At 40.0% G+C, this 19,713-nt stretch carries 16 protein-coding genes, 1 pseudogene and 1 other annotated feature; of the genes and pseudogenes, 3 read left to right on the forward strand and 14 right to left on the reverse strand.

Going from position 1 to position 19,713, the window contains the following annotated elements; all coding sequences use genetic code 11:
• Nucleotides 1-9: 9 nt before the first annotated feature.
• The 4 genes from B1NLA3E_RS17375 to B1NLA3E_RS17390 form a co-directional block, all read right to left on the reverse strand.
• Nucleotides 10-447 carry a PilW family protein gene (locus tag B1NLA3E_RS17375; RefSeq protein WP_015595144.1) on the reverse strand — a complete coding sequence of 146 codons (438 nt, stop codon included), beginning with the start codon at nt 445-447 and terminating at the stop codon, nt 10-12.
• Complete coding sequence (locus B1NLA3E_RS17380; protein ID WP_041580648.1) at nt 432-878, reverse strand: prepilin-type N-terminal cleavage/methylation domain-containing protein; 447 nt, start codon at nt 876-878, stop codon at nt 432-434. Before B1NLA3E_RS17380 ends, B1NLA3E_RS17375 begins: the two co-directional genes overlap by 16 nt.
• 234 nt (nt 879-1,112) lie before the next feature.
• Entirely contained in the window at nt 1,113-2,417 is a 1,305-nt protein-coding gene (locus tag B1NLA3E_RS17385) for a bifunctional folylpolyglutamate synthase/dihydrofolate synthase (protein WP_015595146.1), read from the reverse strand.
• Nucleotides 2,418-2,630: 213 nt separating this feature from the next.
• Complete coding sequence (locus tag B1NLA3E_RS17390) at nt 2,631-5,276, reverse strand: valine--tRNA ligase (RefSeq protein ID WP_015595147.1); 2,646 nt, start codon at nt 5,274-5,276, stop codon at nt 2,631-2,633.
• A 105-nt stretch (nt 5,277-5,381) separates the two neighbouring features.
• Nucleotides 5,382-5,610 (reverse strand) — a binding site (T-box leader).
• Nucleotides 5,611-5,810: 200 nt separating this feature from the next.
• On the opposite strand from B1NLA3E_RS17390, the gene B1NLA3E_RS24280 reads away from it, so the two are divergent.
• On the forward strand, nt 5,811-6,005 hold the full coding sequence (locus B1NLA3E_RS24280) for a hypothetical protein (protein WP_083935128.1): 195 nt from the start codon (nt 5,811-5,813) through the stop codon (nt 6,003-6,005).
• Nucleotides 6,006-6,146: 141 nt separating this feature from the next.
• On the opposite strand, the gene ysxE is transcribed toward B1NLA3E_RS24280, so the two are convergent.
• The 8 genes from ysxE to hemA all read right to left on the reverse strand — a co-directional run bounded on the left by ysxE (nt 6,147) and on the right by hemA (nt 14,896).
• Nucleotides 6,147-7,199 (reverse strand): spore coat protein YsxE, encoded by a 1,053-nt coding sequence (gene ysxE, locus B1NLA3E_RS17395; RefSeq protein ID WP_015595148.1) that lies wholly within the window; start codon nt 7,197-7,199, stop codon nt 6,147-6,149.
• A 79-nt stretch (nt 7,200-7,278) separates the two neighbouring features.
• Nucleotides 7,279-8,520: a stage VI sporulation protein D gene (gene spoVID / locus B1NLA3E_RS17400; protein WP_015595149.1), complete on the reverse strand. Its 1,242-nt coding sequence runs from the start codon at nt 8,518-8,520 to the stop codon at nt 7,279-7,281.
• Between the two features lie 128 nt (nt 8,521-8,648).
• Entirely contained in the window at nt 8,649-9,938 is a 1,290-nt protein-coding gene (gene hemL / locus B1NLA3E_RS17405) for a glutamate-1-semialdehyde 2,1-aminomutase (RefSeq protein WP_015595150.1), read from the reverse strand.
• 36 nt (nt 9,939-9,974) lie between these two features.
• Nucleotides 9,975-10,955 (reverse strand): porphobilinogen synthase, encoded by a 981-nt coding sequence (hemB, locus tag B1NLA3E_RS17410; protein WP_015595151.1) that lies wholly within the window; start codon nt 10,953-10,955, stop codon nt 9,975-9,977.
• Between the two features lie 19 nt (nt 10,956-10,974).
• Nucleotides 10,975-11,751: a uroporphyrinogen-III synthase gene (locus tag B1NLA3E_RS17415; protein ID WP_015595152.1), complete on the reverse strand. Its 777-nt coding sequence runs from the start codon at nt 11,749-11,751 to the stop codon at nt 10,975-10,977.
• Nucleotides 11,748-12,683 (reverse strand): hydroxymethylbilane synthase, encoded by a 936-nt coding sequence (gene hemC / locus B1NLA3E_RS17420; protein ID WP_015595153.1) that lies wholly within the window; start codon nt 12,681-12,683, stop codon nt 11,748-11,750. The genes B1NLA3E_RS17415 and hemC overlap by 4 nt, the downstream gene beginning before the upstream one ends.
• Nucleotides 12,684-12,698: 15 nt before the next feature.
• Nucleotides 12,699-13,532, reverse strand: a complete 834-nt coding sequence (locus B1NLA3E_RS17425) for a cytochrome C assembly family protein (RefSeq protein ID WP_015595154.1) — start codon at nt 13,530-13,532, stop codon at nt 12,699-12,701.
• A gap of 14 nt (nt 13,533-13,546) precedes the next feature.
• Nucleotides 13,547-14,896 (reverse strand): glutamyl-tRNA reductase, encoded by a 1,350-nt coding sequence (hemA, locus tag B1NLA3E_RS17430; protein WP_015595155.1) that lies wholly within the window; start codon nt 14,894-14,896, stop codon nt 13,547-13,549.
• A 354-nt stretch (nt 14,897-15,250) separates the two neighbouring features.
• On the opposite strand from hemA, the gene B1NLA3E_RS17435 reads away from it, so the two are divergent.
• Nucleotides 15,251-15,733 carry a LiaF transmembrane domain-containing protein gene (locus B1NLA3E_RS17435; RefSeq protein WP_015595156.1) on the forward strand — a complete coding sequence of 161 codons (483 nt, stop codon included), beginning with the start codon at nt 15,251-15,253 and terminating at the stop codon, nt 15,731-15,733.
• 549 nt (nt 15,734-16,282) lie between these two features.
• Nucleotides 16,283-16,429, forward strand: a pseudogene (locus B1NLA3E_RS26055) (IS5/IS1182 family transposase); the annotation flags it as partial.
• Nucleotides 16,430-16,734: 305 nt separating this feature from the next.
• On the opposite strand, the gene yihA reads toward B1NLA3E_RS26055, so the two are convergent.
• A complete protein-coding gene (gene yihA, locus B1NLA3E_RS17445) occupies nt 16,735-17,319 on the reverse strand; it encodes a ribosome biogenesis GTP-binding protein YihA/YsxC (protein ID WP_015595158.1) in 585 nt (194 codons plus the stop codon).
• Nucleotides 17,306-19,639, reverse strand: coding sequence for an endopeptidase La (gene lon / locus B1NLA3E_RS17450; protein WP_015595159.1), 2,334 nt, complete (start codon nt 19,637-19,639; stop codon nt 17,306-17,308). Before lon ends, yihA begins: the two co-directional genes overlap by 14 nt.
• Nucleotides 19,640-19,713: the final 74 nt, after the last annotated feature.

Genomic DNA, 19,713 nt, shown 5'->3' on the forward strand with positions numbered 1-19,713 from the left:
TGACATCACCTATTTTCTTAAATAGATAGTTGCTGATAGTGTTGTTTTGGGTTGATTATTTGATGGGGTATTGGTAATTGTGATGGTCACTTTATCTTCTGTTTTCGTAATGGTGAATGATTGTATATTTGAAATTAACGGTTCGTTATTTTTTTTAAGAATATTATTTTCAAGTTTGTATATATCGGTATTGTTAATCGTTAAAACATTATTTGTCACACTTACATTTGAAGCCTTCCTAATTTCCTTTGTAACTATATTTAACGCCAGTCTGACATTGGATTGATTCTGAATTTCATTTGTTTGGTTATTCACTTGTTTTTGACCAAATAATTGAACAGAACTTGCCAGCAGTATCACCATTGAGACCAAAGCAAGTGCCGCTAATAATTCTATTAAGGTTATTCCTTTTTCATTTTTTTTAATAAAGCCTACAAATTTTTCCATGATAGTAATATCTCCATTTGCGCCTCTTTTTTTGTCTTTGTATTATCTTTGAAAACCTTAACCCGAACCTTCACTAGTGAACTATTAATGGTTGGTACTAACTCAATCGATACATAATGTCCGGTGACATTCTTTTGGTAAAAAGCATTAGTAGTCGTCTTGCTTGCTTGGGTATATCCCTTACTTACGATTGCAGCAGTAGCGATGTCGTAACTGGTGGATGCAACCACGATATTGTATATTTCCTCCATATTAGTTTCTGCGATATAGGTGGCATCCATAATATTCTTCGACATTGCATTAGTACGGGATGATTGAACGAACATGGCTATGAGTGACACAATAATGATTGATAGGATCACCATCGATGCTAAAATTTCAATCAAAGTAATCCCTTTTTCAGAGGAGAAATAACAAGTAATTTTCTTCATGTAAATCATCACCCCTAGATTGCTTCATACTAATACCATTATATATATTTCTAGTTTTATCGACATATTTTTTAGTTTAACAGGCAGATAGATTCATTACAATCTTAAGGTGATACCGCGAAAAGGATCCTATTTTAGACTTTTAATAAAGAAGGATTTTCTAGAATGATAAATTCTGTTTCAAAATAAAAAGCGGATCTAACCCACAATTAGTGAAGTTTATCCGCTTTTTATTTATTTTATAAGATTAACTAGGAACGGCTTTACCTCCGATAGGAAATAGAGTGACCCAGTAATGACTAGGATTTCATTTTCCTTTAAGGTTGGTATTGTCGTTCTTAAGTACTGCTTCCAATCTTTGGCTTTATGTTTATTTTGTGAACAACTTAGTTCATATAAGAATTGTGCCTGTGAGGCACGGGGGTAAGCGAATTCAGTAAAGGTAATACTGTCAGCAACGGCATCCAATTGTTGAATCATCTTGTCCAATTTTTTATCGGATAGGGCAGTAAATAAAATCTGGATTTGTTTGTCGTTGTACCGTGCCTTTAATTCATGCACTAGGGCCTCAATTCCTTCTTCATTGTGTGCCCCGTCCATAATGATGGTCGGCTCCTCTAAAATCAATTCCAGTCTGCCTGGCCAATAGGCACGTTTTAGTCCTTGAAGGATATGAGGTTCATCAATTAGCAAAGCATAGAATTGTTTTAATAGCTGTGCCGCCATGATGGCAAGTGCTGCGTTCTCGGTTTGATGCTTCCCTAGCATAGATATTTGTATCTGTGGCAATTCTTGAAAAATGGAGGAGAAATTGAACTCCTCGCCGCGCATTAACGAATGATTGCCGGAAATGGAAAACTCTGAACCAAGCTGGTATAAAGGTGCCTTTGATTCCATTGCTTTTGCTGCAATAACTTCCATTGCTTCGTCTTGTTTTACAGCTGTTAAGATTGCCGTCCCGTTTTTTATAATCCCCGCTTTTTCAGCTGCTATTTTTTCATATGTATCACCAAGAATATTGGTGTGGTCCAAGCCAATACTGGTGATAATCGATAATAGCGGGTGAATGATATTGGTTGAATCAAAGCGGCCACCCAATCCTACTTCGAAAAGAGCCACATCAACAGGATTTATTTTTGCAAAATAATACAGTGCCATCGCTGTTATCACTTCAAATTCAGTTGGTCCGCCTAGTTCGGAGTGATCCAACTCATCCGCTAATGGAAGAATCACATTTGCAAGCTCCAGCATTTCAGCATCAGTTATTGGCTTTCCATTCACACTAATCCGCTCATTAAAATGCTCAAAAAACGGAGAAGTGAAGGTTCCAACCTCGTAACCTGCTTCCTCCAAAATACATCGTAAAAAAGTCAGGGTTGACCCTTTTCCGTTCGTTCCACCAATGTGGATTGTTTTGATTTTTTGTTCAGGATGGTTGAGTCGCTCCATCATCCACTCCATCCGCTTCAAACCTGGCTTAATTCCGAGTCGAAGTCGGCCGTGGATCCAAGATAAAGCCTCATCGTATGTTTGAAACACTGTTTTCACCTCCAAAATTGCTGCTACCCACTAAATTTACGGTTCTATCCGCCAAAATCCAGCCTCAATCCGCGAAAAATACACGCCAATCCGCCAACCTATGTTTTCCGCATAAATCAATCATTCTACAACAGGAAAGAACCCGAAAAAACGGGTTCCCCTCACACTTTACTTTTTATAAAATTCAATCGCAGCTAGCAGTAGCTACAACAATTATAAACTTTTTAACTCATTCAAACGAACTTGAACCGCTGCACGTTTCTCAATGTAATCCTGCTCTTTGGCACGCTCTTCTTCGATTACCTTTGCTGGTGCTTTTTTAACGAAGCCTTCGTTGCCAAGTTTCTTCTGAACCCGCTCTACTTCTTTATTCAGACGCTCAACCTCTTTTTCAAGACGAGCTCTTTCTTCATCCAGATTAATCAAACCAGCTAATGGAAGAATAATCTCAGCTCCCGTAACAACCGCTGTCATCGCTTTATCTGGGGCTTCCACCTCAACAGCGATCACGAGCTCCTCTGGATTACAGAAACGCTCAATATAGCCACGATTCTTCTCTAGCACAGCAAGAACGCCAGCATCCTTCGCCTTCAGGATCATCTTAATTTTTTTGCTAAGCGGTGTATTCACCTCGGCACGACTATTTCGAACAGAACGAATGATTTCAACCAGCAACTTCATCTCACCAGCAGCTTGATCATCAACCAACGCCGCATCAACCACAGGCCAGCTTGCCGTTGTAATCGACTCTCCAGAATGAGGCAGGTTTTGCCAAATTTCTTCCGTGATAAATGGCATGAACGGATGTAACAAACGCATCGTTTGATCCAATACATAAGCTAAAATGGAACGAGTGGTTTTCTTCGCCGCTTCATCGTCACCGTATAAAGGTAACTTCGCCATTTCGATATACCAATCACAGAAATCGTCCCAAATGAAGTTATAAAGCGCCCGACCCGCTTCACCAAATTCGTAGCGATCAGACAAGCGCGTAACATTTTCAATCGTTTCGTTTAAGCGAGTTAAAATCCACTTATCAGCAACCGACTTTTCCCCACTCAAATCGATCTCTTCAAATGTCATACCGTCCATATTCATCAATGCAAAGCGGGATGCATTCCAAATTTTATTAGCAAAATTCCAAGTTGCTTCAACCTTCTCAACACTAAATCGTAAATCTTGACCAGGTGAACTACCAGTTGATAAAAAGTAGCGCAGTGAATCCGCCCCATATTGATCGATGACTTCCATCGGATCAACCCCGTTACCAAGCGATTTACTCATCTTGCGGCCTTGTGCATCACGAACAAGTCCATGAATTAATACATCATTAAACGGCCGTCCCCCCGTGAATTCAATCCCTTGGAAAATCATCCGTGATACCCAGAAGAATATGATGTCGTATCCTGTTACCAAACAAGCAGTTGGATAATAACGCTTAAAGTCAGCTGAATCCTTATCTGGCCAGCCTAAAGTCGAAAACGGCCATAACGCTGACGAGAACCATGTGTCTAAAACATCATTGTCCTGAACCCAGTTTTCGATATCAGCTGGTGGCTCGTTCTCTACGTAAATCTCACCCGTTTCTTTATGATACCAAGCCGGAATCCGGTGGCCCCACCAAAGCTGACGTGAAATACACCAGTCACGGATATTCTCCATCCAATGCAAATACGTCTTTTCAAAGCGATCCGGAACAAAGTTAACCTTATCTTCTTCACTTTGAAGTGCTACAGCAGCATCAGCTAACGGCTGCATTTTAACAAACCATTGAGTTGAAAGGTAAGGCTCAACAACCGCCCCACTGCGCTCAGAATGCCCTACTGAATGCAGGTGATCTTCAATTTTAAACAAAACACCTTGTTCCTGAAGATCCTTAACGATTTGCTTGCGACACTCAAAGCGATCCATTCCTTGATACTGTCCAGCTCGAGCATTCATCGATCCATCTTCATTCATAACAAGGATTCTTTCAAGATTATGGCGATTCCCTAATTCAAAGTCATTAGGGTCATGTGCTGGTGTAATTTTCACAGCACCAGAACCAAAGTCCATATCAACATAATCATCGCCAACGATTGGAATCTCGCGACCGACAATCGGCAATATAACCGTCTTACCAATCATATGTTTATAACGCTCATCTTCAGGATGAACCGCAACGGCTGTATCGCCCAACATCGTTTCCGGACGGGTCGTTGCCACTTCAATATAGCCTGAACCATCAGCAAACGGGTACTTCATATGATAAAACGCGCCCTGTACGTCTTTATAAATAACTTCAATATCCGATAACGCCGTTTTCGTTGATGGATCCCAGTTAATAATATATTCACCACGGTAGATTAAATCTTTTTTGTAAAGACTCACAAATACCTCTTTAACAGCATCTGACAGCCCTTCATCAAGAGTGAACCGTTCGCGGCTATAATCTAACCCAAGACCAACTTTTGCCCACTGCTGGCGAATATGGCCAGCATATTCTTCCTTCCATTTCCACGTTTCCTCAACAAACTTATCACGACCAAGATCATAACGCGTTTTCCCCTCACCACGAAGCTTTTCCTCAACCTTCGCTTGCGTAGCAATTCCGGCATGGTCCATCCCAGGCAACCACAAAACATCGTAACCCTGCATCCGCTTCATTCTAGTCAAAATATCCTGAAGCGTCGTATCCCACGCATGCCCTAAATGTAGCTTTCCCGTTACATTTGGCGGCGGAATCACAATCGTATAAGGCTGTTTCGTTTCATCATCCTTAGCCTCAAAAAACTTACCCTTTAGCCACCAATCATATCGACCCTGTTCAATCGCCTGCGGATCATACTTCGTCGGCATTGAAATCTCCTTCGTATCCATAATCAAACCTCCATTTTTTTAAAAATAAATCAGCTTCGTTTGACAGCTAGTCTCCCGACACACCTCAATCAAATTCGTTCCAAAACAAAAAACTCCATTCGCCATGAAAAGGACGAATGGAGTAAGCTTCGCGGTACCACCTTTTTTCCAATTAGAAAAAGACCTAATTGGCACTTGCTTAGATAACGGATTTTCCGTCTCCGGCTACTAGTTAACCGTTCGCAGGAGATGCTCAAGGGCGACCTTCCAATGGTCTGTATAGGAAGCTTTTCAGCTAATAGCTTCCCTCTCTACAAACAGATAACACTGTACTCTTCCCTATCTTCGCTATTATTTTCAATTGTATCCCATACATATGGGTTAGTTTACTTTATTCTATAAGCTATACTACCTAAAAAAGGGGAACATCGTCAATCATATTACCCAATTTTTTTGGTGGATATACATTTTTTTAAGGATCCTTTCACATATTTATAGCACTTTTACCTAGTGGAGGTCATATTATAGAACAAAAAGCTATTATAAGGAGGAAGAATGGTGAAGCGAAGATACAATCCTCACGCACTTCCGCCATGGCTCCGATATATTCGCGGTAGTTGTTGCCAGTTTATTATCCCGTTGTGTGTTTTCCAAGTCATCCGAACGATTATCCTGCCAACTACCTTCGATGCACTCCTGTTAACCATTTTGATATTACTCGCGTTGGCCTTTCAATTTGATATGATATGAAAAGCGAAAGCGCCTTGGTTATCCCCAACAAGCAAAAATCGAGCTCTTCAGGAAATCCCGATTTCCGGAGGGGATTGTCTTTTGACCTCGAGGGCTAGGTGCTGTTGCTAAACAATAAAAGGAGCCTTAAGTTGACGATTGTCAATCTTGGGCTCCTTCTTGTTGTTGCGCCTGTGCTAGTGCCTGCGCCTTCTGTTGTTCAATTTCCTCGAGTCGCATCACCACATACTCAGTATTTTTAAGCAACCAATACTTACGCTGCAGCTGTTGTGAAAATTTTCGTTCCTTTTTTCCTGGTTGCTGTTTATGATATTTTTTCAGGACCTTGATGATGGCACTAGGATGGGAAAAATAGCTCAACATTAAATGCTTTTCCTCTTCTTTTAGTGGAAAATATTTATAATAAATAAGCAACCATTCAATACATTCCTCGCTTCTTTTTGGTAACCCCTTTAAAGTCTGATGTAAATAGGGAAGAATGTCTTGATAGGGAGAACCCTCCTTGATGTTTTCAAAATTCATAAAATATCCATAGCCTTTATCATCAAACAAGAAATGTTCAGGAGAAAACTTTCCGTGAATCAATACGGTCCTAACCTTCTCTAGGTCCTTTGTTTTCTCATACCATGCCTCAAGCCTACGTTTTGAATATTGAATGGCTTGTTTGACCTCATGATAATATAGACAAAATTGTAATTCAAACGGCGACATATATATTTTTTTTTCAGAGCTTTCAAGAAACCCCGTTATAAATTCTTCGTCTTTTTCCAACAAGAGCAATGTATTTTCATAATGTTCTTTTCGATCCTCTTTTTTTATTGGAACCTCACGAGACGATAGTGTATGAAGCCTAGCCAGTTCGCGAAATAATTTCTTATTTCTTTCTACTGGGTCCTCTTTCGCTTCATTCTCTAGCCAGGGCATTAAATAGTAAAGCATATTTTGGTGAAGGACTGCATAACGGCCATCCATTGCCGGGTAAATCGGGACAATTCGGTTATAGCCCTTTTGATATAGCGTTTGAATATGGCGTATAAATTCGGTGCCTAATTGCGGCGGTATCATTTTCAAGGCAAAAGCACCTTTGTTAGAGTAAACCTTTTGTATTTTTCCCAAGTCCTCAACATAATAAGGTTCAACCGCATAATGAGCTAAAATGGATGCTACCCCATTAAGATTGTTGTTAGCATTCACATGACTTCACTCTCTTTCGGACTGAATGCGATTTCTCCAAAATAGGAGAGCAGGCAAAAATCACCTGCTCATTCAATCCTTATCTACTATTTGCAGGCTCCGGAATATAAAGGACTTGCCCCTCGTATACATCCTGTGTGGCCTCTAAATGATTCACTTTTAATATTTGTTGCACACCAAGGGCATAACGTTCTGCCAAGCTATCAAGTGTTTCACCATGCTGAACAATGCAGACCTTTAATTTTGCTTGAAGTTCATTTTCTGTTTTCCTACCTAAAAATTCAGCGATTGACATACTTTTTTTCTTGGAGGACTTTTTCTTTTTTATTTGAATTTGTTCAGAAGATGATGAGGAGGATGACTCATCCAGTTCCACCTCAATCACCACAACAGTGTCATTACTTTCAGCACCAGGTTGTTCATAACTAGATTCTTGCGGATATTCTACTTCGGCTTTGGGAACCAACGGATCTTCTCGTTGAGATGCAAAGGAGAAATCTGGCCCCTTTGATATAGGTGGTTGATTCGATTGTATCGGGATTCCCCAGGCATAATCTGAGGGGGCAGTATTTGCATTAGGCTGTTTTTTTGCCTCAGCTGAAAAAGGCTGGGAAATTTCGTAAAGTCCTGATTCATCTTCTTCAAGTTCGTCTGACACCGTCTCATTTGGATATGAAAGAATAAAATTCGGATTGTAACCCTGAGTTTCTTCATACTCTTCAGTTTGACCTGCCCGATGTAATAACTGTAGTTCAGGTGTTTCCTCACCTTGATCAATCTCTAGAAATATTTCCTCAGCTTGCTCTAAATGATCTTCATTCACTACTTCCTCATTGTAAGACTGCACCTCTTCTGGCTCCCGCTGATCCTCTTCAGTCGGAACATTTTGCTGTTCACCGTAAAGACCTGATATGGTCAATTCAGCTGCGAGCCTTAGGCAACTACGCTCAGGTACTGCATAATCAAACGAATCTACGGTCACACCAATATCGTTTATGCTCTGAATGCGATTATTGGGGATTGTGATATCAACTGGAAACCGGTGCGTAAATTCACAAATTCCTTCTTCTCTTTCCTCAACAGACTGGATAAATTTAGGGGCGGAGATATCCTCCTCTGTTTCAAGTCCATCCTCTTTAATCCGCACGTATTCACCTGTAAGTTCAAGCGAACCACGGATAGCAACATACTGATCATTTTCGACAATAGTTATGTTTGGATCCAAAGATATCGAAACTAGCTCTGCGACTTCCTGTCCTCTTTGAAACCACACTGACTCTTCTAAGGAAAATCGTAAAAACGATTGATGCTCATGAGACAAAGCGACTTCCTCCCTTCTAAACCATTAACGTTAATCACTATGTCATTAACACTCTATGAATTAGAAGGGATTTTTATGATAAAAAAAACAGCCCGATTCCCCGCAAAAAGCGAGAATCAGGCTGTCTTTTATCCTTTAAGTTTTGAAAATGCCACTTCAGCAGCTTGAATTGTTTTTTGAATATCTTCATCACTATGTGCTGTAGATAAGAATATACCCTCAAATTGAGATGGCGGTAGGAAGACTCCTTGGTTCGCCATTTCACGGAAATAGTTAGCGAAAAATTCTAGATCAGACGTTTTGGCTGTATCATAATTAATCACGTTTTCATTCGTGAAGAAGAATCCAATCATTGAGCCAGCACGGTTACAGGTTAGCGGAACATCATATTTTTCAGCTAATGCTTTAAAACCCGATTCTAGCATATCCGCTTTGCGAACAAACTCTACATAGTTTTCTGGGCTTAATTGACTTAATGTCTCAAGTCCAGCTGTCATCGCTAATGGGTTACCTGACAATGTTCCTGCTTGATAAATCGGACCACTTGGAGCAATTTGCTCCATAATCTCTGCTTTACCACCAAAGGCACCAACAGGAAGTCCACCACCAATAACTTTTCCTAGGCAGGTTAAGTCAGGTGTGATTCCGAAGAATCCTTGTGCGCAATTGTAGCCAACGCGGAAACCAGTCATGACTTCATCGAAAATCAGCAAAGCACCAGCTTGGCTTGTGATTTCCCGTAATCCCTCTAAGAAGCCTGGTTGAGGTGGAACCACACCCATGTTCCCAGCCACAGGTTCAACGATGATACAAGCAATATCATCCCCAAATTGTTCAAACGCATATTTAACGCCTTCTAAGTCGTTATACGGTACGGTTATCGTGTTTTTGGCGACACCTTCTGGTACGCCAGGGCTGTCTGGTAAACCAAGAGTAGCAACACCTGAGCCCGCCTTAATTAATAAAGAATCTCCGTGACCGTGGTAACAGCCCTCGAATTTTAAAATTTTACTTCTGCCCGTATAGCCGCGGGCAAGACGCAAGGCACTCATTGTTGCTTCAGTTCCAGATGAAACCATGCGGATGATCTCAATTGAAGGTACACGTTCTCTAACGAGTTTAGCTAGTTCACTTTCGATTAGGGATGGCGCACCAAAGCTTGTACCAAGCTCAGCAACTTTTTTAATAGCTTCCACTACGCGGTCATTTGTGTGACCCAAAATAAGTGGTCCCCAAGATAATACGTAATCAATATATTCATTTCCATCGATATCATATATTTTCGAGCCTTTTCCTTTTGCCATGAAAATCGGGTCCATGTTAACCGATTTAAATGCACGAACAGGTGAGTTAACACCGCCTGGCATTAATGTTTTGGCTTCTTGGAATGCTGCAATTGATTTTTCATAAGAGCGCATGTTTGAATCTCCTTTTTCCATTTTTAGAAACCAGGTTTATTGTTCCTTTAAATACTTCGCTGCATCTTTTGCAAAATAAGTAATGATTAAGTCAGCACCAGCACGTTTCATACCTATTAGCATTTCCATAACGACGTTCTTTTCATCGATCCATCCATTTTGGGCAGCTGCTTTGACCATGGAATATTCCCCGCTGACATTATAAATGACTACTGGAAGATTAAAGTTATTTTTCACATCACGAACAATATCTAAATATGGCATACCAGGCTTCACAATCAAGAAGTCAGCACCTTCAATTACATCAGATTCTGCTTCACGGAATGCTTCTAAACGATTAGCAGGGTCCATTTGATACGCTTTACGATCCCCAAATTGAGGTGTGCTTTCAGCAGCTTCACGGAACGGTCCATAAAATGCTGAAGAGTATTTTACCGCATAAGACATGATTGGCACATCTTCGAAGCCAGCTTCGTCTAATCCAGCACGAATTGCTACGACAAATCCATCCATCATATTAGATGGGGCAATGATATCTGCTCCTGCTTTTGCTTGGCTTACTGCTGTTTGAACAAGCAGTTCAAGTGATGGATCATTTAGGACTGTGCCGTTTTCGATGACGCCGCAGTGACCATGGCTTGTGTATTCACATAAACATGTATCCGCTACAACAAGAACGTCTGGATAATGTTTTTTAATAAATCGTGTGCCTTCCTGAACGATTCCGTGATCATGGAAAGCTCCAGTCCCACATTCATCTTTTTCGGAAGGAATACCAAACAATAATACAGATTTTATCCCTAATGCCACAACTTCATCCATTTCGGCAGCAAGGTTATCAAGGGAAAGCTGAAATACTCCAGGCATAGTGGATATTTCATTTCGGATATTATTTCCTTCGATGACGAAAAGAGGATAGATAAAATCATTTACATTTAATTGATTTTCACGAACCAATGCCCGCATATTGGCAGTTGAACGTAAACGACGATGGCGCGTAAATTGTAATTTTTTCATGATAAAATAAACCTCCTGTTTATCTGGTAACTTGATTCAGGTTTTCTATAATCGCTTTGATCATATCCTTAACCGTATATTCGGTCGGAGAGACGTGAACCGTTAATCCGAGGGCTTTTGCCCTTTTTGTCGACACCGGCCCAATACAGGCTACTAAGCAAGATTTCAGTTTATCAGATAAGTTATATTCTTGAACAATTTCAATAAAATGATCTACTGTCGAAGGACTTGTAAAAGTTAAAATATCAAGCTCTTCATTTGATAACATCTCAGCTAATTCTTTTTTGCTCTCCTCTGGAGCGTATGTTTCATAGATGACCGACTCTGTGACAATCGCTCCATGCTCAGTTAACGCTAAAGCAATATAATCTCGGGCAAGGTTTCCCTTTGGAATCAATACCTTCATCCCAGGTTGAATGAGCGGCAAAAATTCACTAACAAAACCTTCAGCAACATATTCCGAAGGTGTAAAAGCTACAGGAATACCTCGTTCTTCTAGTACTTGTTTTGTTCTTGCACCAATCACAGCCACCTTTGGCAGAGTTTGGCTATTAACCATACTTAAAAAAGTATCAACTGTTACATTACTTGTGAAAATAATCCAGTCATATGTATGAAGCTTCGTAATCATTTCTTTTAGTTTATCATTTAGTTGGACAGGCCTAAAAGCTATTAGAGGGATTTCAATCGGAATTCCCCCATTTTTTTTCACCAAATCGGAAAAGGGCTTTGCTTGCCCTTTTCCCCTCGGGACTAACACCTTTTTATGATATAAGGGCAAGGATGAAGCGGTCATTCATTTTCAAGCTCCCGCTTAACCTGATCAATCAATGCCTTGCCACCTTTTTCTGTTAAACGGTCTGCAACAATATTTCCAACTTCTTCAGGATTATTTCCTGTCAATTGTTCTTTATAAATGATATTTCCATCAGGAGATGCAACAAGTCCAGTCATGACCACTTCGTCCTGGTCATTGATATAGGCGTACCCTGCGATTGGAACTTGACAGCCACCCTCCATTTTTTGTAGATAAGCACGTTCTGCTCGAACAGCACGGTCAGTATTTTTACAAGTGAATTGATCTAGTAAGTCTCGTAATTCTTTGTCAGCCTCGCGACACTCGATTGATAGCGCCCCTTGACCAACAGCAGGTACACATACTTCATCGTCAATAAACTCAGTAATTACTTCTTGCGCCCAGCCAAGACGGTATAGACCTGCTGCAGCTAAAATAATTGCATCGTATTCGCTATCTTCAAGTTTGTTCACTCTTGTATCAATATTTCCGCGAATCCATTTAATCTCTAAATCAGGACGTTTTGCTAATAGCTGTGCACTGCGGCGCAAGCTACTTGTCCCAATCACAGCCCCTTGCTTCAATTGATCGAATGGTATGTTTCCCTTCGAAATAATTACATCGCGGTGATCTTCACGTTTTGGAATACTTCCGATTACTAGGCCTTCCGGAAGAACTGCAGGCATGTCTTTCATACTATGGACAGCCATATCAATCTCTTTATCAAGCATAGCTTGCTCTATTTCTTTCACAAAAAGGCCCTTACCGCCTACTTTAGATAAAGTAACATCTAAAATACGGTCACCTTTAGTCACAATTTCTTTAACCTCAAATTCGAACGAACCACCCAATTTTTTTAATTGATCGATAACCCAGTTCGTTTGTGTTAACGCTAACTTGCTTCGTCTTGAACCAACAATAATTTTTCTCATGTCTGCCTCCTAGTGTCATGCGTACCAAAAATGAAATGATGATAGTTTTCCGAATAAGAAGAAGTTTAATAAAACAATTAAAAAGGCTGCTACGTTCCATAGAGCGAGCGACTTACCTTGTAACCCTTTTACAACACGTAAGTATAAATTAATACTGTACGTACATAACACGATAAATGAACCAATGACCTTTGCGTCGAAAATAGTCATATTTGGCACCTTAATAAAAGCCCATTGCATACCTAGAATTAGTCCTAAAAGAAGCATTGGCACCCCAATTACATTTAATACATATGAGAGGTGTTCGAGCCTTGATAAATCTGCAATCCTGAGAAGCCTTTTCCCCCATTTTTTCCGCTTCAATAAATCATATTGAATCAAATACAATAGGGAAAATACAAAGGATAAGGAAAACGCCCCATATGAAAGGATAGCCATTGTTATATGGATTAACAAAAGTTCTGAAACAAGCCGCTGAGCAATCACTTCGGAATTATATTGAACCGGCGCAAAAGTGTGAATCGCCATGATGACAAATCCAAGGATATTGGTGAAAAAGACAATAAAATCCATGCGAAGTAACCTATTGATCCCTAAGGATAAAGTGACCAATACCCAAGTATAAAAATAAAGTCCTTCGAACACCGATAGGATTGGGAACCTACCTGTTTTTACAACATAGATTAAGAAAAAGGTTGTTTGCAACCCCCACACAAATGCAAGTAACCAGAAGGCCACTTGATTAGCCTTCCGGTTATTGTGAAGAAAATCAATAAAATATAAAAGAACACTTAAGGCATACACAAGAACTGTTAGTTCGTGCAGCCGGGTCATATAAATGTCAAACATGGACAGAACCTCTCTTATGCTTGGAAGGAAGCCTGTGGTGCATGAATCATTTCCTGTCTCGATTCGGCCGCTTTATTTTTGAGTTGTTGTTTCTCAACTTGTTCCTCGATATTAAATATTTTAATAAATAATTCCAATGCTTGTGAGGCATTTTGCTCACCTGCAATCTCCTTGGCTTGGAGAATCGGATCCTTTAACATCTGGTTAATAATACTTTTTGTATGTTTATTGATTACTTTAATATCTCGATCAGATAGATGAGACAGCTTTCTTTCCATGCTGGTCATCGTTTCTGTTTGAATAACAAGAGCCTTTTCACGCAAAGCAGAAATAACCGGAACGACGCCAAGTAAATTTAGCCATTGTTTGAAATCAACAATTTCTTTTTCAATCATTAGCATGATTTTTTCAGCGGCCTTTTTACGCTCCTGAAGATTGGCTTCAACAATCCCTTCCAAATCATCAATATCGTATAAAAACACACTTTCCAAGTCAGCGATTTGCGGATCTATGTCACGCGGTACCGCGATATCTACCATAAATAACGGTTTGCCTTTGCGTAATTTCGTAATGTTTACCATCATCTCTTTTGTGATGACGAATTCTGTTGCTCCCGTTGAACTAATCAAAATATCTGCTTCTATTAAAGAAGTATGAAGCTCCTCAAGCGTTTTCGCTTCTCCATCAAAACGACTTGCCAATCCCTGTGCTTTTTCAAATGTCCGGTTAATGACCGTAACTTTGCTAGCCCCATTGGCATGGAGATTTTGAATAGCGAGCTCACCCATTTTTCCAGCACCGAAAACAAGAACATGCTTAGACATTAGAGTTCCAAATATTTTTTTTGCCAATTCGACGGCCGCATAGCTAACTGAAACGGCGTTAGCACCGATATCAGTTTCAGAATGTCCACGTTTTGCAATTGTAATTGCTTGTTTAAATAGTTGATTGAATACCGTACCTGTCGTATTTTCCTGTTGTGCCAATAAGAAACTTGACCGTACTTGTCCTAAAATTTGCGTTTCACCTAAAATCATTGAATTTAGGCCGCAAGCTACTTTGAACAAATGTTCAACTGCTCCATCTAGTTCATAGATAAATAGGTACGGAGAAAATTCGTCTTGCTCAAGACCAAACCACTCGGACAGGAATTCTTTAATATAATATCGGCCAGTATGGAGCTGATCAACGACCGCATATATTTCCGTACGGTTACAGGTAGAAATAATTATGTTTTCAAGGATGCTTTTTTTCGATCTCAATGTCTGCATTGCATTCCCAATGTTTGCCTCATTAAACGTCAACTTCTCACGTATTTCGACAGGGGCAGATTTATAATTAAGACCGACAACTATAATATGCATTTTCTAAATGACACCCCCACTAAAATTGCATATTCGCCTAACTCATTATAACATGTGTGTTTTTTTTATCTGCTAAAAAGATGTGAACAGAAACCGAAATTATAGTGATAATACTGGTCTAAACACCTCTTTTTCGAGGTCTGTTTATGCTCAAAAGTCTGTTTTGATAACGCTTTCCTTACCTTTAATCGATAAGAATTTTTTCTTTTAAAGAATTAATTTATAATTGCCTGTTGACCGATGGTGTCTAGAAAGGTACCTTAAATATATAAAAAATCGACATATACTTCCTTTTGTACAGTACCAAAAAAAAGAAAAATATACAAGTGAACCTTACTGGAAGTGGTGAATTTAATGAAAAATCAGCGGTATTTTTCCGGAATTATTTTTATAGGTTTTGGTGGTTATTTTCTCCTGCAACACACAAATATTGCATTCCTTCAACAATTTACTGGTTGGCCAACCTTGTTGATGATTGTTGGTCTGGCATTTTTATGGCAAGGGTATGTTGGGAGAGAGAGTGAATTAATTTTTCCAGGAGTGGTTTTATTCGGTTTTGGCCTACATTTTTATGTAACAACCAATTTACATATTTGGACAGACCAAATTGGTATTTTTATATTGATCCTCGCTCTAGCCTATATTCTCAAGTATCAGAAGACAGGAGTCGGACTGGTTCAAGGTATATTGTTCGCCATCCTCTCAGCCTTGCTTTTGTTTCAGGATAGCGTTATGGGCTGGTTTGGGACTGTTGAATCCAAAGTAACCTATATCTGGGACTTTTGGCCAATTTTCTTAATCCTCTTTGGGATCTATTTTTTAATGAAAAAGAAATAAGAAAAGAGGGCAGGATTGTATCTTTTCCCTCTAAGGCTTTCGAGAAACCCTCGACAGTCTATTATTTCACCCAAAACCTTTAGTGATTCACCGCGTTAATTTATAGAAATAAATATTAATATATAGGCAGCTCAATAGGTTTGTTGATTTCCGTTCCAGACGCTTCGCTTTCCGCGGGGCGGGCGGTGAGCCTCCTCGGCGCTAAAGCGCCTGCGGGGTCTCACCTGTCCCGCTGCTCCCGCAGGAGTCTTCGCGTCTTCCACTCCAATCAACAGGTGGTTCAATACAGACCTTCCACTCAACCAATAGTAAAAAAATAAGTGGTGGAGAACAAACGTCGTCAACAGTGGGTTTTTAGGCTTGAAATTCAAGGACACTCGTGGGAAAATGGGGCTCAAAGAGCTGTTATGATGCCATAATCAGAAGTGGCAAGGAAAAATGGGAAGAGTTACAATGCTAATCAATATCCGAAGCGTCTTCCGAATTAGTGGCGTATTAAAAACGTTTAGATTTGTTCGGACAACAACAATTTTTGTAAAAACAGCCTTTAGAATAGAAAAAATTGAGCTAAGCTTCGCAGACTTAATGGAGATGCATGGGCTTCGCTACTGCCGGTTACCGGGAATGAAGAATGTTAGTGAACAGCCTCTCCTTCCTGCAGCCTGCCAAAAAATAAAAAAATTGCAACACATTTAGCCAGGTGGATAAGTTGTGTTGCAATTCTTTTGGGTGACCCCCTTGTTGATTGGAGCGGAAGGTGCGAAGACTCCTGCGGGAGCAGCGGGACAGGTGAGACCCCGCAGGCGCTTTAGCGACGAGGAGGCTCACCGCCCGCCCCGCGGAAAGCGAAGCACCTGGAGCGGAGATCAACAAGTCCCATAGCATAGACAATTTTATATAAAAAACAGGCATTTAATGTTCTGACAAAATGAATATTGCTGAGAAAATAATCTTTTATGACAATCTAAGAGGGCAGGATTTAAAATCCCTGCCCTCTTTACTTATTTCATAAAACTTTCTAGCACGGCCCAAGCCTTCTCTTTACCGTAGCCTGTTTCGGATGAGAACATGACTAATAGATCACTTTCAAGCATGTTCAATGTTTCTTTAGTAATTCGTACATGTTTTTGCCACTTTGACTTTGGAATTTTATCCGCCTTTGTTGCAATGACAATGACAGGAATCTGATAATGCTTCAAAAAGTCATACATCAACACATCATCTTTGGATGGTGGATGCCTTAAATCAACAATTAATAAAACGGCTCTTAACTGCTCCCGCGAGGTGATGTAAATTTCAAGCATTTTTCCCCATGCTTCTCGTTCTGATTTCGATACTTTTGCATACCCATAACCAGGAACATCTACAAAGTGAAATTGCTCGTTGATTAAATAAAAGTTAAGGGTCTGCGTTTTTCCAGGTTTAGAAGATGTTCTTGCTAAGTTTTTGCGGTTCAGCATTTTGTTTATAAAAGATGACTTCCCCACATTGGAACGACCAGCCAGTGCAAACTCAGGCATTATTCCACCTGGGTATTGCTCTGGCTTTACCGCACTAATAATAATTTCTGCGTTATTTACTTTCATTTCCTTCTCCAATCAATGCATGCTTCAAAACTTGATCAATACTTGAAACAAGTACGAACTCAAGCTGTTCCCGAACACTTTCCGGTATATCCTCAATATCCTTCTCGTTATCCTTAGGAAGAATAATTTTTGTTAATCCGGCGCGATGAGCACTTAATGTTTTTTCTTTTAAGCCCCCGATTGGGAGCACCCGTCCTCTTAACGTAATCTCCCCAGTCATCCCAACCTCTCTTCTGATTGGTTTTCCGGTTAGAGCGGAAACAAGGGCAGTAGCAATCGTGATTCCTGCGGACGGACCATCCTTTGGAACGGCACCTTCAGGGACATGAATATGAATATCATGTTTTTCATGAAAATCTTCATCTATCCCAAGTTCCGTTGCCTTTGAACGCACATAGCTGAAAGCTGCTTGAGCAGATTCCTTCATGACGTCACCTAGCTTACCTGTCAAGATAAGTTTACCTTTTCCAGGTGATAAGGATACTTCAATTTGAAGGATATCACCACCGACAGTCGTATAAGCTAGTCCAGTGGCTACGCCAATTTGATCTTCCAGTTCCGCTTGACCATATTGAAAAATTGGCTTTCCGAGAAATTCCTCGATCGTTTTATCTGTTACGATTACCCGTTTTTTCTCCCCAGAAACAATCACTCTTGCCGTTTTACGACAGATAGTTGCCAATTGCCGTTCAAGACTACGTACACCAGCCTCACGGGTATAGTAACGGATTACTTTTGTAATCGCCTCATCACGAACTTGAAGCTGTGCTTTAGTTAATCCATGGTCTTTAATTTGCTTCTGCAATAAATGATCCTTAGCAATATGAAGCTTTTCCAGTTCTGTATATCCAGCAATCGTGATAATTTCCATCCGGTCACGGAGCGGTCCAGGGATAGTTGATAAATTATTAGCAGTTGCAATAAACATAACTTTTGAAAGATCATATGTTTCTTCAATATAATGATCACTAAAATTATTATTTTGTTCAGGATCTAATACTTCCAGCATAGCAGCCGAAGGATCGCCACGGAAATCACTAGACATTTTATCAATTTCGTCTAGTAAGAAAACAGGGTTAATAGTTCCTGCTTTTTTCATTCCCTGAATGATTCTACCTGGCATTGCCCCCACATATGTCCGGCGATGTCCACGTATTTCAGATTCATCACGGACGCCTCCTAAAGAAACACGGACAAAGTTGCGGTTCATCGAAGTCGCGATTGAACGTGCAAGACTTGTTTTACCTACTCCTGGAGGTCCAGATAAGCAGAGAATTGGACCCTTTAGAGAGTTGGTTAGCTTTTGGACAGCTAAATACTCTAAAACACGTTCTTTGACTTTCTCTAAACCATAATGATCTTTATGTAGGATACGTTCCGCTTTATGGATGTCAAGGTCATCATCTGTCGCTTTTGTCCAAGGTAAGGAAATCAACCATTCAATATAATTCCGGATTACGGCACTTTCGGCAGAACTAGTAGGTACCTTTTCATACCGGTCTAGTTCCTTTAAAGCCACTTCTTTTACATGGTCCGTCATTCCTGCGTCTTCTATTTTTTCAGTTAGCTCGGCAATTTCACCGGTTTTCCCTTCCTTATCTCCAAGCTCCTTCTGTATGGCTTTCATCTGTTCACGTAAATAGTATTCCTTTTGAGTTCTTTCCATTGATCTTTTAACACGCTGACCAATTTTCTTTTCAAGATTTAATACTTCTTTTTCATTTTGAATAATATCGATTACGTGATTCATTCTTTCTTTTACATCAACGGTTTCAAGAATTTCTTGCTTATCCTTCAGCTTTAATGGGAGATTAGAAGCAATAATATCCGCCATCCTGCCAGGTTCATCAATATCTGCGACAGAAGAATATGTTTCAGCAGATATTTTTTTTGACATTTTTATGTATTGTTCAAAATGTTCGAGCATCGTTCTCATTAATGCTTGATCTTCGATATCTTTAGATGGATCGTCCTCAAAGGTTTTCAGACTTGCAACATAATGATTGTCATCATCATGCATTAGAACGATTTCTGCTCGTTTCAAGCCTTCTACCAATACCCGAATGGTACCATTCGGAAGCTTGAGCATTTGTTTCACCCGAGTCAGTGTCCCCATATGATATAAATCTTCTTCTGCAGGTTCATCAATTGACACGTCTTTTTGGGTTGTTAAAAAAATTAAATGGTCATCTACCATTGCTTTTTCAAGGGCTTGCACCGATTTCTCCCGGCCTACATCTAAATGAAGGACCATTGTTGGATAGACTAGTAACCCTCGAAGAGGCAGGAGGGGGACGATGAGCTCTTCAGTTTTCGTCATAGTGTTACACCTCCAAATGCGAATTCTTTATCTTTACCCACTTTAATCATAATTCAGTTAAAGTGTTTGTACAA

The organism is Bacillus sp. 1NLA3E, assembly GCF_000242895.2.
Classification (GTDB): domain Bacteria; phylum Bacillota; class Bacilli; order Bacillales; family Cytobacillaceae; genus Bacillus_BU.